The organism is Nocardioides panacisoli (genome assembly GCF_039537325.1).
Lineage (GTDB): Bacteria > Actinomycetota > Actinomycetes > Propionibacteriales > Nocardioidaceae > Nocardioides > Nocardioides panacisoli.
Genome location: NZ_BAABAH010000012.1, coordinates 1 through 12,107, shown reverse-complemented (window position 1 = coordinate 12,107; position 12,107 = coordinate 1). Strand labels below are relative to the sequence as shown.

General features: G+C 71.2%; 14 protein-coding genes. 9 read left to right on the top strand and 5 right to left on the bottom strand.

The features are described from left to right. Window positions 1-7 precede the first annotated feature (7 nt). Both ABD709_RS15335 and ABD709_RS15330 read right to left on the bottom strand, forming a co-directional pair. The gene (locus ABD709_RS15335) at window positions 8-604 is read right to left on the bottom strand and encodes a hypothetical protein (RefSeq protein WP_344776947.1); all 597 of its coding nucleotides are present in this window, start codon (window positions 602-604) and stop codon (window positions 8-10) included. A 64-nt stretch (window positions 605-668) separates the two neighbouring features. Beyond that, entirely contained in the window at window positions 669-1,100 is a 432-nt protein-coding gene (locus ABD709_RS15330) for a nuclear transport factor 2 family protein (protein ID WP_344776945.1), read from the bottom strand. A 91-nt stretch (window positions 1,101-1,191) separates the two neighbouring features. Here ABD709_RS15330 and ABD709_RS15325 point away from each other — a divergent pair, with 91 nt between their 5' ends. Together ABD709_RS15325 and ABD709_RS15320 are read left to right on the top strand one after the other, a co-directional pair. Then, window positions 1,192-2,085, top strand: coding sequence for a TIGR03619 family F420-dependent LLM class oxidoreductase (locus ABD709_RS15325; RefSeq protein WP_344776943.1), 894 nt, complete (start codon window positions 1,192-1,194; stop codon window positions 2,083-2,085). Further along, the gene (locus ABD709_RS15320) at window positions 2,082-3,239 is read left to right on the top strand and encodes a hypothetical protein (protein WP_344776941.1); all 1,158 of its coding nucleotides are present in this window, start codon (window positions 2,082-2,084) and stop codon (window positions 3,237-3,239) included. Before ABD709_RS15325 ends, ABD709_RS15320 begins: the two co-directional genes overlap by 4 nt. Here ABD709_RS15320 and ABD709_RS15315 read toward each other — a convergent pair. The 3 genes from ABD709_RS15315 to ABD709_RS15305 are packed head-to-tail and all read right to left on the bottom strand — an operon-like array spanning window position 3,232 to window position 6,484. Further along, complete coding sequence (locus ABD709_RS15315; protein WP_344776939.1) at window positions 3,232-4,608, bottom strand: flavin monoamine oxidase family protein; 1,377 nt, start codon at window positions 4,606-4,608, stop codon at window positions 3,232-3,234. The genes ABD709_RS15320 and ABD709_RS15315 overlap by 8 nt on opposite strands. 45 nt (window positions 4,609-4,653) lie before the next feature. Then, window positions 4,654-5,502: an aldo/keto reductase gene (locus tag ABD709_RS15310; RefSeq protein ID WP_344776937.1), complete on the bottom strand. Its 849-nt coding sequence runs from the start codon at window positions 5,500-5,502 to the stop codon at window positions 4,654-4,656. A gap of 28 nt (window positions 5,503-5,530) precedes the next feature. Continuing rightward, entirely contained in the window at window positions 5,531-6,484 is a 954-nt protein-coding gene (locus tag ABD709_RS15305; protein ID WP_344776935.1) for a Gfo/Idh/MocA family protein, read from the bottom strand. A gap of 51 nt (window positions 6,485-6,535) precedes the next feature. Here ABD709_RS15305 and ABD709_RS15300 point away from each other — a divergent pair, with 51 nt between their 5' ends. The 7 genes from ABD709_RS15300 to ABD709_RS15270 all read left to right on the top strand — a co-directional run. Then, window positions 6,536-7,426, top strand: coding sequence for an alpha/beta hydrolase (locus ABD709_RS15300; protein ID WP_344776933.1), 891 nt, complete (start codon window positions 6,536-6,538; stop codon window positions 7,424-7,426). 41 nt (window positions 7,427-7,467) lie between these two features. Then, window positions 7,468-8,256, top strand: a complete 789-nt coding sequence (locus ABD709_RS15295; protein ID WP_344776931.1) for an SDR family oxidoreductase — start codon at window positions 7,468-7,470, stop codon at window positions 8,254-8,256. Then, on the top strand, window positions 8,249-9,430 hold the full coding sequence (locus ABD709_RS15290) for a sulfotransferase family protein (RefSeq protein ID WP_344776930.1): 1,182 nt from the start codon (window positions 8,249-8,251) through the stop codon (window positions 9,428-9,430). The genes ABD709_RS15295 and ABD709_RS15290 overlap by 8 nt, the downstream gene beginning before the upstream one ends. Before the next feature lie 10 nt (window positions 9,431-9,440). Beyond that, on the top strand, window positions 9,441-10,070 hold the full coding sequence (locus ABD709_RS15285) for an HAD family hydrolase (protein ID WP_344776928.1): 630 nt from the start codon (window positions 9,441-9,443) through the stop codon (window positions 10,068-10,070). Window positions 10,071-10,110: 40 nt separating this feature from the next. Next, window positions 10,111-10,728, top strand: a complete 618-nt coding sequence (locus ABD709_RS15280) for a maleylpyruvate isomerase family mycothiol-dependent enzyme (RefSeq protein WP_344776926.1) — start codon at window positions 10,111-10,113, stop codon at window positions 10,726-10,728. Window positions 10,729-10,797: 69 nt separating this feature from the next. Beyond that, window positions 10,798-11,067 (top strand): hypothetical protein, encoded by a 270-nt coding sequence (locus tag ABD709_RS15275; RefSeq protein WP_344776924.1) that lies wholly within the window; start codon window positions 10,798-10,800, stop codon window positions 11,065-11,067. Between the two features lie 475 nt (window positions 11,068-11,542). Beyond that, window positions 11,543-12,107 (top strand): DUF222 domain-containing protein (locus ABD709_RS15270; RefSeq protein WP_344776922.1); only part of this gene is annotated, 565 nt, incomplete at its 3' end.

The following is a 12,107-nucleotide window of genomic DNA, read 5'->3' as shown; positions in this document are numbered from 1 at the left end:
CCACGGGTCACTCGACCCGGACGCGCACCTCGTTGGAGGAGACTCCGGTCGCGTTGTCGATCACGCGGAACCGGTTCAGTCCGGCGACGCCGGTCTGGATGTAGGTCGAGAAGGTCTCGTTGCTGACCGGGATGGTCGCCTCGAAGTCGGCCCAGGCGCCGTTCTCGAAGCGCTGCACCTGCAGGATCGCGCCCTCGCCGCCCGGGTAGACGCCGGTCAGGTCGATGTGCTCGAAGTTGCCGACCGAGGTCTCCACGGTCTGCAGCGAGATCTGGCCGCTCTTCGGCGACTTGCTGTCGCTCGGCTCGTCGGTGGGCTGGGTCGGACCGCCGTTCCCCGCCCGGTCGGAGCCCTGGGTGTCGAGGGTGATGGCCGGGCCGCCCTCGGAGGTCTTGTGGAACGGCGGCAGGTAGAGCGACTCGCCCTCCAGGGAGTCCCCGCTCGAGCCGTCGTCGCCGCCCGAGAGGCCGAGGGCCTGCGTCCCGATCAGTGCCGCTCCGCCGAGGACCATGCCGACGGCGAGCGCGACGGCGACCAGCGCGAGCAGCCCGTTGAGCACGGGTCGCAGCGTGGACTCGCGGTCGCGCTCCTGGTCGTCGGTCACCCGGCCATTGTCGGTGAGCGGCCCACACCGCACAAAACCGCGTCCGCCGGTCAGGATCCGCCGGTCAGAACCCGCGGGTCCAGACGACCTGCTCGTGCAGCCGGCGCGAGCGCCAGCCGTCCCGCGTCCGCGTCATCGTGTGGTGGTAGAGCCCGCCGACCTCGACCAGCCGCTCCCCGCCGCTTCCGTCGGCGATGAGCATCGGGTTGTGGAAGTACGCCGTCACGCGGGCCTCGTCGCGCGTGTTGGCGAACGCGATCACGACCTGCCCGAGCGTGTGCATGCGCTTCGCGGAGAACGCGGGGAGGTTCTCGGCGAGCCAGCCCTTCACCTCCGGGAACGCCCCGACCAGTCCGCCGGACTCGGAGTAGTCGATCTGCGCGTCGGGCGTGAACACCTGGTCCAGCCGGTCCCACTCGCCGGTGTCGACGGCGATCGTGTAGCGGTGCAGGGCGTCGGTGATGTCGGCGCGGTCGCTGAGCTCCTGGAGGTCCACGGGACCACTCTGGCAGAAATCTAGAACACGTTCTACACTTCGAGGCCCTCGCTCGTCCCTCACGAGCGCACCTCAGTGACCGGAGAACGAGATGCGGTTCAGCTTCGCCGAGGGCATGACCCAAGCGGCCTACTACGCTCCCCTGGCCCAGGCTGCGGAGGCGGCCGGCTACACGTCGATGACGGTGGCGGACAGCCTCATCTACCCCCAGGAGTCGGACTCCAAGTACCCCTACACCGACACCGGGGACCGCGAGTTCCTGCTCGGCAAGGAGTTCATCGAGACCTTCATCCTCTGCGCGCACCTGTTCGCGGTGACCTCGACGCTGCGGCTGACGCCGTTCGTGCTCAAGCTGCCGGTGCGCCCCCCGGTGCTCGTCGCCAAGCAGGCCTCGTCGCTCGCGTTCCTCTCCGGCAACCGGCTCGGGCTCGGCGTCGGACTGTCGCCGTGGCCCGAGGACTTCGCGGCGCTCGGCGTCCCGTGGGAGAAGCGCGGCAAGCGGATGGACGAGTGCATGGACATCCTGCGCGGGCTCACCCAGCCCGGCGAGGAGCCGACGTTCTTCGGCTACCAGGGCGAGTTCTTCGACATCCAGCCGCTGCAGCAGTGCCCCGCCCCCACGGAGCAGATCCCGCTGCTCGTCGGCGGTCACTCCGACGCGGCGCTGCGGCGCGCCGTCCGCAAGGGCGACGGGTGGATGCACGCCGGCGGCGACGGCGAGGAGCTCGACCGGCTGCTCGTCCGGCTCGCCGAGATCCGGAGAGAAGAAGGTGACACCCGCGACTCCTCGGAGTTTGAAGTGCACGTGATCTCCTACGACGCCTACACCCCGGACGGCGTCAAGCGGCTCGAGGACAAGGGCGTGACCGACTGCATCGTCGGCTTCCGGATCCCCTACATCAAGGGACCGGACACCGAGCCGCTCGAGACCAAGATCAAGCACCTCGAGCAGTACGCCGAGACCGTGATCGCGAAGGTCTCATGACCGAGTCCTACGGGCTCACCAAGGCCCTGCAGGAGGCGATCGCCGAGGCCGAGGAGCTGATCGCCAACGCGCCGTTCATCAAGTCCGAGGCGGACCGGCTCGAGGGCTACGACTACCTGTCGGGCCGGATCCGGATGGCGATGCAGACGGCGTTCGACTACGACCTCGACCACCCGCTCTTCGTCAACCCGACCCATCAGTTCTCCCGGCAGGGGCTCGACAACCCGGACGCCATCTACCTCAGCGCCTACCTCCGCGAGGGTGTGGAGTACGTCGTCCGCGGTCGCCGTGGGACGTCGGCCGACCTGTCCTTCCAGGTGATGGGCGGCGCCTACACGGCGGACTCGGCGGCGACCAGCCTGATGGCCTTCGACGACCGGAAGCTCGACATCGGGCCGGACGGGCGGTTCGAGTTCAGCTACGTCGCCGAGCCCGGCGCGAAGACGCTGATCGTGCGCGAGGTCTTCAACGACTGGGAGCGCGAGGAGCGCGGCACCATCACCATCGAGCGCCCCGACACCCTTGGGCAGCCGAAGAAGCCGCTGACCCGCGAGCTGCTCCAGAAGAAGTACGACGTCGCCGCCCGCTCGCTCGTCGGCTCGATCCAGACCTGGTTCGCGTTCCCGCAGTTCTTCCAGTACAAGGAGCCGGTCAACACCCTGACCGTCCCGAAGGCGACGCCGGGCGGCCTCTCCTCGCAGTTCTCCTCCATCGGTCACTACGAGCTGACCGACGACCAGGCGCTGATCGTCACCGTCCCGCACTGCGACGACTGCTCCTACCAGGCGATCCAGGTCGGGTCGGACTGGTACGCCTCGACGGAGTACGAGACGCACCAGACGTCCCTGACCAAGGCCCAGGCGGAGTGCGACGCCGACGGGATGATGCGGTTCGTCGTGAGCTCGCGGGCGCCGTACGACGGTCAGCCGATCGCCAACTGGCTCGAGACGACCCACCACCCCACCGGGTCGATGATGCTGCGCTGGCAGCGGCTCGAGCGGGACCTCACCGAGGCCGACGGCCCGCAGGTCGAGGTCGTGCCCCTGGCCGACGTGCCGGGCCGGCTGCCGGAGACCAAGCCGCTGAGCGACGAGGAGTACGCCGCCCGCATCACCGCCCGGCAGCGGGCGGTCGCGCGGCGGATGATCAGCTGACGACGTCCGGAGCGGTCAGCTCGACCGAGCCCCGGCGGAGCAGCCGCTTCGCCTCCCGGAGGCCGGTCTCCATCGCGCCGTCGGCGTAGCCGGCCCGGCCCACGGTCGTGTGCTCGCCGGCGAAGGCGATCCGCCCGACCGGCTCCCCGAGGAGCGCGAAGTCGGCGGAGCTCTCCCCCGGCCGGACGTGGGCATAGGCACCGAGAGCGCGCTCGTCGTGCGCCCAGTCCGTGGCGCGCACGTCGACCGGGCCGGCCGGCAGCGGTCCGCCGTACAGCGCCTCGAGCTGCTCGACGGCCCAGGCTCGCGGGTCGCGCCGCATGGCCTCCACCGCGCTGTGCGCGACCAGGAACATCATCACGGGAGCCAGGCCGAAGTCCCACGTCCACGTCGCCGCCTGGGCGCGGTCGGCCGGGTAGATCACGGCGTGCGAGAGCCCGGGGTCCGCAGCGCGCCAGAACGGCTCCTCGAAGGCGAGGAAGACCTTCTCCATGGTGCCGAACCCGGTGCGGTCGATGACCTCCGACCGCTCGGCGGGAAGCGGTGGCGAGAAGGCGATGGCTCCGGCCTTGAGCACTCCCAGCGGCACCGTGACGACCACGTGCGACCCGGACTCCGACCAGTCGTCACCGTCCACCTGCACCCCGGTCGCGGTCTGGGTGATCCGCCGCACGGGACGACGCAGCCGGACCTCGCTCGCACCCGCGAGGGGGGCGAGCACGGTGCGGTAGCCGCCGATCGGCACGTTGTCGACCACGTCGCCGACGAACATGTCCTCGGTCAGCGCCCAGCGCGCCGAGATCCCGTCGAGGGGGCCGGCGCCGTCCTGCTCCACCGCAGCCGCCATCAGCTGCCGCAGCCGCTCCCGCTCGCCGTCCTCCGGGCCATAGGTCGCCAGGTACTCGTCGACCACCGCGGCCACCGACCGGTCGCGGCCGCCGGCGGCGAGCTCCGCAGCAAACGCCTGCCCCAGAGGGTCGAAGACCCCGTAGCCCACGTGCTCGAGCTCCGCGTCACTCAACCGGCGGTGCTCGCCGAGGTCCGCTCCCGTGAACCGCGTCCCCGTGGGATCGACGATCCAAGGCACGCCCGCGAGGTCGACCCAGCCGGCCAGGACGTTGCCGTCCTCCGGGTGGTGGATCCACGCCCCTCCCAGGTCGGCGACGTGGCCGCCGACCTCGACCGTGTGGAGCCGGCCGCCGATCCGGTCGCGGGCCTCCACGACGACGCAGTCGACGCCCGCGGAGGTGAGCGCGTTGGCCACCGTCAGGCCGGCGATGCCGGCACCGACGACGACCACGCGCTCGACCTCACCGGGAAGAGCAGGCGGTACGGCTGAGGAGCCGTCGTCGAAGCTGCGCCGGGCCACGGCTGATGCTTGCACAGCGCGAGCGGGACCCGGCGTGGCGCCGGCTCAGGGGATCCAGTCGAAGGTGTCGGGGTTCGGTCCCTGGCGGCCCGCCTCGCCCTTGTCGAGCGCCGCGAGGGACGCGACCTCGTCGGGGTCGAGGCCGAAGTCGAGGGCGTCGAAGTTCTGGGCGAGCCGCTCCTTGCGCATCGACTTCGGGAAGACGATGTCGCCGCGGTCGAGCGCCCAGCGCAGGAGCACCTGGGCCGGGGTCTTGCCGTGGCGCTCCGCGAGCGCGGTCACGACGGGGTCGTCCAGCTCGCCGCCGCCCTGCCCGAGCGGCGACCACGCCTCGACGTGGGCTCCCCGCCGGACCGTCGCGGTGCGCACCTCGTCGTTGGCGAAGTAGGGGTGCGCCTCGACCTGGTTCACCGCCGGCACCTCTCCGGTCGCCTCCACCACGCGGTCGAGATGGGCGACCTGGAAGTTGGAGACGCCGACCGACCTGGTCAGCCCCTCCTCACGGAGCTCGAGCAACGCCTCCCAGGTGGACACGAAGTCGCCGCCGTACCTCGTCGGGAGCGGCCAGTGGATGAGGAACAGGTCGACGCGGTCCAAGCCGAGCCGGTCCAGCGACTCCTTGAGGGAGTCCTTGGCGTCGGCCCGGTCGTGCCGGTTGTTGTTGAGCTTCGTCGTGACGTAGACGTCGCTGCGAGCGAGGCCGGAGCTCGCGATCGCGGCGCCGACGCCGGCCTCGTTGCCGTACATCTGCGCCGTGTCGACGTGCCGGTAGCCGACCTCCAGCGCTTCGGAGACGACCCGCTCGGTCTCGTCGGCCGGTACCTGCCAGACACCGAGCCCGAGCTGGGGGATGGTCGTTCCGTCGTTGAGGGTGATCCGAGGTGTGGTGGTCATAGGAGGCTCCAACAAGACAGCCCGACAGCTATTCCGACCACCCGACCTCCGAGAAGAGCGCACCGCCGCCGTGGGCGCCGGCCGCGTCCTCGAGCACCCGCGCGATCTCGGCGGCGAGAGGTACGCCGAGCCGCGGGTCGCCCGCGTCGGTCAGCAGTGCGTCGTACAGGCCCGCGTAGTGGGCCTCCTTGCGCCCGAGGCCGCCGGTGTAGCCGGCGTGCTCGACGACCCGGCCGTCCTCGAGCAGCAGTCCCGTCATGGAGGTGTGGTCCATCCGGACCTGGACGGCGCCGCCGGCCAGCTCCACCGTCGTCTGCTTGCTGGAGTCGGCGGCGAGCCAGCTCGACGTCAGGACCGTGGAGCCGCCCTCGTGACGGAGGTCCGTGACGGCGCGGTGGGTGCGGTCGTCGTGGGCGAGGACCTCCCAGCCGGTCGTGAACGCCGCGAGCAGGCTCAGCTGGTTGGGTCCCGAGTCGACCCAGGTCGAGACCAGGCTCGCGGTCCGGTCGTCGAGCCGGTCGCCGTACGCGTCGTTGAACACGGACAGGATCCGGGTCGGCGGGCCGAGCTCGGGCCTGGCTGCGACGACCCCGCGCGCCCACTCGACCTCGGGCGAGAACGCGAAGTGGTGCGCGACGGCGACCCGGCCGAGGGCGCTGCCGATGCGCTCCTCGAGCTCCTCCAGCTCGGCGTACGACGCCACGAGCGGCTTCTCGCAGAGCACCCGGGCGTCGGTCGCGCCCAGGACCGAGGCGACGACGTCCGCGTGGGTCGCGGTGGGCGTCGCGACGACGACGAGGTCCGGCCGCAGGTCCGCGGCGAGGGCTGCCGGCAGGTCGGGGAAGACCGGGAACGAGTGGTCCGCGGGTGCCCGCGGGTCGACGGCCCCGACCACCTCGACGTCGTCGCGGCGGGCGAGCACGGCGAGGTGCGTGCGCGCGATGGTGCCGAGACCGACGAGGACGACGCGACGAGGGGCCACGGCCCTCATGATCGCGGACGCCGGCTCGGGGTCCGTGCCATGCTCGCCGGTATGACGGACTCGGTCGACCGGATCGCGCTGGACCTCCCCGACGGACGCGTCCTCGACGTGCAGGTCTCCGGCCCCGCGGACGGGGTGCCGTTCGTGTGGCACCACGGCACACCCGGGTGCAGCCACCAGGAGGCCACCCACCAGCGCGTGCTGCACGGGCACGGCCTGCGGCTGGTCACCTACACCCGCGCGGGTGCCGCCGGGTCGACCCGCAAGCCGGGACGGGCGGTCGCCGACATCGCCGCCGACGTCGCCGCGATCGCCGACCACCTGGGCGCCGCGAAGATCCTCACCGGCGGCGGGTCGGGCGGCGGCCCGCACGCCCTCGCCACGGCGGCGGGGCTGCCCGACCGGGTGCTCGCGGCGCTGGCCGTGTGCTGCGTGATGCCCTACGTCGGGCAGGAGGCGGACTTCCTCGACGGGATGGGCGCCGACAACGTCGAGGAGTTCACGCTCGCACTGCAGGGCGAGGAGGCGTTGCGCCCGTTCTGCGAGCGCGAGCGCCCGGGCATCATCGACGCCGACGCGGCAGGCATCATCCAGACCCTCGACAGCCTGCTGCCCGACGTCGACCGCGCGGTACTGACGGGCGAGATCGGCGAGGACATCATCCGCAACGTCCAGGGCGGCGTCGAGGTGCTCGACGGCTGGATCGACGACGACCTGGCGTTCACCAAGGACTGGGGCTTCGACCTCGACCGGGTCGCGGTGCCGACGTACCTCTGGCAGGGCGCCGAAGACCTGATGGTGCCGTTCCACCACGGCGAGTGGCTGGCCGCCCACGTGCCCGCCGTCGTCCCCCACCTCGTCGAGGGCGAGGGGCACCTGTCGATCCTGGTCGGCGCGTTCGACCGGATGGTCGAGGAGCTGCTGCCGCACCTCCCGTCCTGAGAACACTCGACCAGAACTGGAACACGTTCTAGTCTGTGCGGGTGATCCCCCTCCTGGAAGACAAGGTCGTCGTCCTCTCCGGCGTCGGCCCCGGCCTCGGCCGCGCGCTCGGCGAGCAGGCATCGTTGATGGGTGCGGACCTCGTGCTGGCGAGCCGCACCGAGAAGCGGCTCGAGAAGATGGCCGCCGTGGTCCGCGAGCACGGCAGGCGCGCACTCGTCGTACCGACCGACATCACCGACGAGGGCGCCCGCGCCCACCTCGTCGAGGCGGCACTGGAGGAGTTCGGCCGCGTCGACTGCCTGATCAACAACGCCTTCGGCATCCCGCCGATGGATCCGCTCACCACGCTCGGCCTCGACGGCCTGCGGGCCGCGCAGGAGACCAACGTCTTCGCCCCGCTGCGGCTCTCGGCGCTCTTCGCGGACGCGCTGGCGGAGTCCAAGGGGTCGATCCTGATGATCAACTCCTGCGTGCTCTACCAGAGCCAGCCGGAGTTCGCGGGCTACAAGCTCTCCAAGGGCACACTCGCCCACATGTCCTCGTCGCTGGCCACCGAGCTCGGCCCGCGCGGGATCCGGGTCAACAGCGTCGCCCCGTCCTACATCTACGAGGACGTCAACAAGGCGTACTTCGACTGGCTCGCCCAGGAGTCCGGACGGACGCACGAGGAGGTGTACGCCGAGAAGGCCGCGCCCACGGACCTCAAGCGACTGGCGACGCCCGAGGAGGTGGCACAGGCCGCGCTGTTCCTGGCGTCCGACCTGGCCGGCGCGGTGACCGGTCAGCTTCTCAACATCGACTGCGGAGAGTTCCACACCGGTGGCTGAGGAGACAGCGCCGCGGGAGCGCCCGGACGTCGGCTCGTACGACGACATCGCAGCCGCGGCGGTTCGGACCACCGGGCTCAGCGACTTCGGCGGCACCGCGCACGAGGAGGCCTTCCGCATCCTCGTCGACGACCTGGGCTCCGACGCGGCCGGGCTGACCGGCGCCGGCAACTACTTCATGCGGTCGGAGGTCAAGAGCGCGCTCGTCGCGCGGCTGATGACCCAGGCGCGGTTCGCCGAGTTCCCGGAGCACGCGGACGTGCGGATCGAGCGGCCGATCTTCGTGGTCGGCCTCCCCCGCACCGGGACCACGGCGCTGAGCCGGCTGCTGTGCGCGGACCCGGGCCACCAGGGACTCGAGATGTGGCTGACGCTGTTCCCGCAGCCGCGGCCGCCCCGCGAGACCTGGGACGCCGACCCTGTCTTCTCGGGCATCCAGGCGGCGTTCCGCGAGCACCATGTCTCCAACCCGGAGTTCATGGGTATCCACTACTCCGACGCGGCCGAGCCCGAGGAGTGCTGGCGGGTGCTGCGCCAGACGGGGAAGTCGCTCGGCTTCGAGTCGCTCGCGCACGTGCCGACGTACTCCGCCTGGCTGGCCGAGCAGGAGTGGTCGGACGCCTACGCCCGGCACAAGCAGAACCTGCAGCTGATCGGGCTCAACGACCAGGACAAGCGCTGGGTGCTGAAGAACCCCTCGCACCTGATCGCGCTCGACGCGCTGATGGCGACCTACCCCGATGCGCTCGTCGTCATGACCCAGCGCGACCCGGTGACCTCGGTCGCGTCCGCCTGCTCGCTCTCGGCGGAGGCGACGGCCGGTCACTCGACGACGTTCGTCGGCGAGACGCTCGGCCGCGACCAGCTCGGCCACCTGAGCCGGCAGTGGGACGCCTTCTGGACAGCGCGGCCGGCCTACGACCAGTCGCAGTTCTTCGACGTCGACTACCGGTCGTTCGTCCAGGACCCGGTCGGGACCGTGGGTGCGATCTACGACGCGTTCGGGCTGGAGTGGAGCCAGGCCGCGCAGGACGCCGTACGCCGGCTCGACGAGGAGTCGCGGAACGGCCCGCGTCGCCCCTCGCACCGCTACGACCTCGCGGACTACGGGCTCACCGAGGACGAGGTGCGTGCCGCGTTCCCCGATCGACGGAGTGTCCTCGCCCCGACGTAGGGTCGCGGCCGTGACCTACCGCGCCTGCCTGGTCGACGTCTTCGACACCGTGCTGAGCGTCGACTTCGAGCAGCACAACGCCGGCCTGGCGCGTCACGCCGGCGTCGACCCGGAGAGGTTCGCCGCCGTCCTCGTCGCCGACTGGCTGCACCTGGTGATGGACGGCCGGGTCTCCACCGAGGACGCCCTGGCCGGCGCGCTCCACGAGGTCGGGAGCCCGATCGAGCAGGACGCCCTCGCGGCCCTGGTGCGAGCCGACGAGCAGCTGCTCCACGACCTGCACGTGCTGCACGACGACGCGGTGCCGTTCCTGGAGTCGCTGCGTGCCGCCGGGGTGCGTACGGCGTTCGTCAGCAACTGCTCGTCCAACACCCGGCCCCTCCTCATCGCCCTCGGCCTCGCGGACCTCGTGGACGAGCTCGTGCTCTCCTGCGAGGTCGGTGCCGCCAAGCCGGAGCCGGCGATCTACCGGACCGCGTTGGACGCGCTCGGCGTACAGGCGTCGGAGACCGTCTTCGTCGATGACCAGCGGTCCTACTGCGAGGGCGCCGCCTCGGTCGGCATCGACGCCGTGCTGATCGACCGGTTCACCTCGTCCGGCGACATCGCCGCCCTCGGCGAGCTGCTCGAGCGGTTCTAGCACGGCCGGTCCGCTGTGCTCGGGTGCGAGCATGGCGCGCATGGACGTCGTCTCGAGGACCGCAGCCAACCGTCGCCTGCTCGCCGACTTCTTCGACGGTCTCGAGGAGGACCAGCTCGACGCCCGCAGCCTCTGTGACGCGTGGTCCGTGCGCGAGGTGCTGGGCCACCTGGTCATGCCGGTGACGGTCGGCCTCGGCGGCTTCGTCGTGCAGATCGTGCGGGCCAGGGGCTCGATCGATCGCGCCAGCGAAGCCCTCGCCGCCCGACTCGCCGAGCGCCCGGTGGCGGAGCTGACCGGGCTGCTGCGCGAGCACGCCGACCTGAAGGTGCCGCGCCCGATGGGCCAGCTGGCCGACACCTGCCTCCACCTCCGCGACTGCGCGCGCCCGCTGGGCCTGGCCACCGACGCCGACCTCGCCGACTGGCGTGCCGTGCTCGACTGGTTCACCGCGAGCCGGGCTTCTGGCTTCGTGGACCGGCGCACGCTCCCCGGCCTCGCACTGCGTGCGACCGACCAGGACTGGTCCTGGGGCGACGGCACGGAGGTCGCGGGACCGAGCGAGGCGCTGGCGATGACGGTCTCGGGACGGACCGCCGCCCTCGACGACCTGACGGGTCCGGGGGTCGTCGTGCTTCGCGAGCGGATCACTCGCTGAGCCGTCGATACTCGAGCCATGGTCGTCAGCGGAGTGGTTCGCACCTGGCATCCCGACGCAGGATGGGGAGTGATCGACTCCCCCGCCACCCCGGGTGGTTGCTGGGCACATTTCTCGTCCGTCCTCGTCCCCGGTCACCGGGAGTTGCAGGTCGACGAGGCCGTGTCGCTGGAGTTCGAGCCAGCCGAGCAGGACGGCTACGCCTTCCGAGCCGTCGAGGTCTGGCCGGCGGAGCAGGAGCCCTTCCGCGGAGCGACGGAGACCCACGGCCCGTCCGCCGCCTATCACTCGACGCTGACCCTCACGATGGACGACCCGGCGGATCCTGGTCCCGCCTGAGCGGCAGCCGCGGGCGCGTTTCCCAGCACTCAGCAGGCAGGGTTTGAAACCTGTGCTGAGTGGGAACCATCACCCATGGACGGGTGACGAGTCGGTGTCCCCCAGCGGTTGTCGACCGCCTCTCCTCGGAGAGCCACTCTTCAGTGAACGGAGCTTCACCATGTTGTGGACCATCCTCGTCATTCTGGTCATCGTCGCGTTGGCCCTCTTCATCTTCAGCCGCGTTCGCGGAGGCCGGGGAGGGGTCTGACCCGCAAGCGGCTAGCTGACTGTTGCGAGAGGGGATGGCGCTCAAGATCGGGCGCCATCCCCTCTTGCGCTGCAATCGAACACATGATCTAATGTTCTCAGGTCCGGACACGATGCCCCGCCACAGGCTGGAGAATCGGGCCAGTGCTACCGGCTAGGGAGATCCTCAGAGCGGCCCCTCGGCAGCGCGGCGTCAGATGACTACGCGCGCTGGAGGAGGCTCGCGATGGACCAGCCGGCACAGCACCAGCCGCACCCGGTGCTGGCCTGCGTGGAGAACCTCGAGGCCGAGCTGAAGGCCGTCCGCGATGTGCAGCCGACGTTCATGACCACCGGACAGAAGGAGCTGGCGCTGCTGGGGATCGCCTCGGCGCAGGCCCAGCTGGTCGAGCTGAAGCTGCGGGTCCTGGCGGCTGCGGGTGACCTGGCCGAGACCGAGGGCGCCCGCGACCTCGGCTCCTGGCTCTGCGGGCACACCCGCACCGACCTGCGCACCGCCCGCGCCGAGACCGCGCTCGCCGAGGCGCTGGACCGGCGCTGGCACCAGGTCGCGGCCGCGATGGCCGAGGGACTGGTCTCACCGGCACAGGCCAAGGTCATCGTCGAAGCACTCGACGCGCTCCCCGCAGAGGTCGATCCCTCCCTGGTCGAGAAGGCGGAGGGCCAGCTGGTCGCCTGGTGCACCCGGTTCACCCCCCACGAGCTGCGCGCCCTGGGCAAACGGATCCTGGCCGTCGTCGACCCCGACACCGGCAACCAGGCCGACGCCCAGCGCCTCCAAGAAGAGGAAC

What these genes read in the sequence shown, in the direction of transcription:
- ABD709_RS15325 (WP_344776943.1), top strand. Translation starts at nt 1,192, where the DNA reads ATGCGGTTCAGCTTCGCCGAGGGCATGACCCAAGCGGCCTACTACGCT.
- ABD709_RS15320 (WP_344776941.1), top strand. Translation starts at nt 2,082, where the DNA reads ATGACCGAGTCCTACGGGCTCACCAAGGCCCTGCAGGAGGCGATCGCC.
- ABD709_RS15310 (WP_344776937.1), bottom strand. Translation starts at nt 5,502, where the DNA reads ATGACCACCACACCTCGGATCACCCTCAACGACGGAACGACCATCCCC.
- ABD709_RS15300 (WP_344776933.1), top strand. Translation starts at nt 6,536, where the DNA reads ATGACGGACTCGGTCGACCGGATCGCGCTGGACCTCCCCGACGGACGC.
- ABD709_RS15280 (WP_344776926.1), top strand. Translation starts at nt 10,111, where the DNA reads ATGGACGTCGTCTCGAGGACCGCAGCCAACCGTCGCCTGCTCGCCGAC.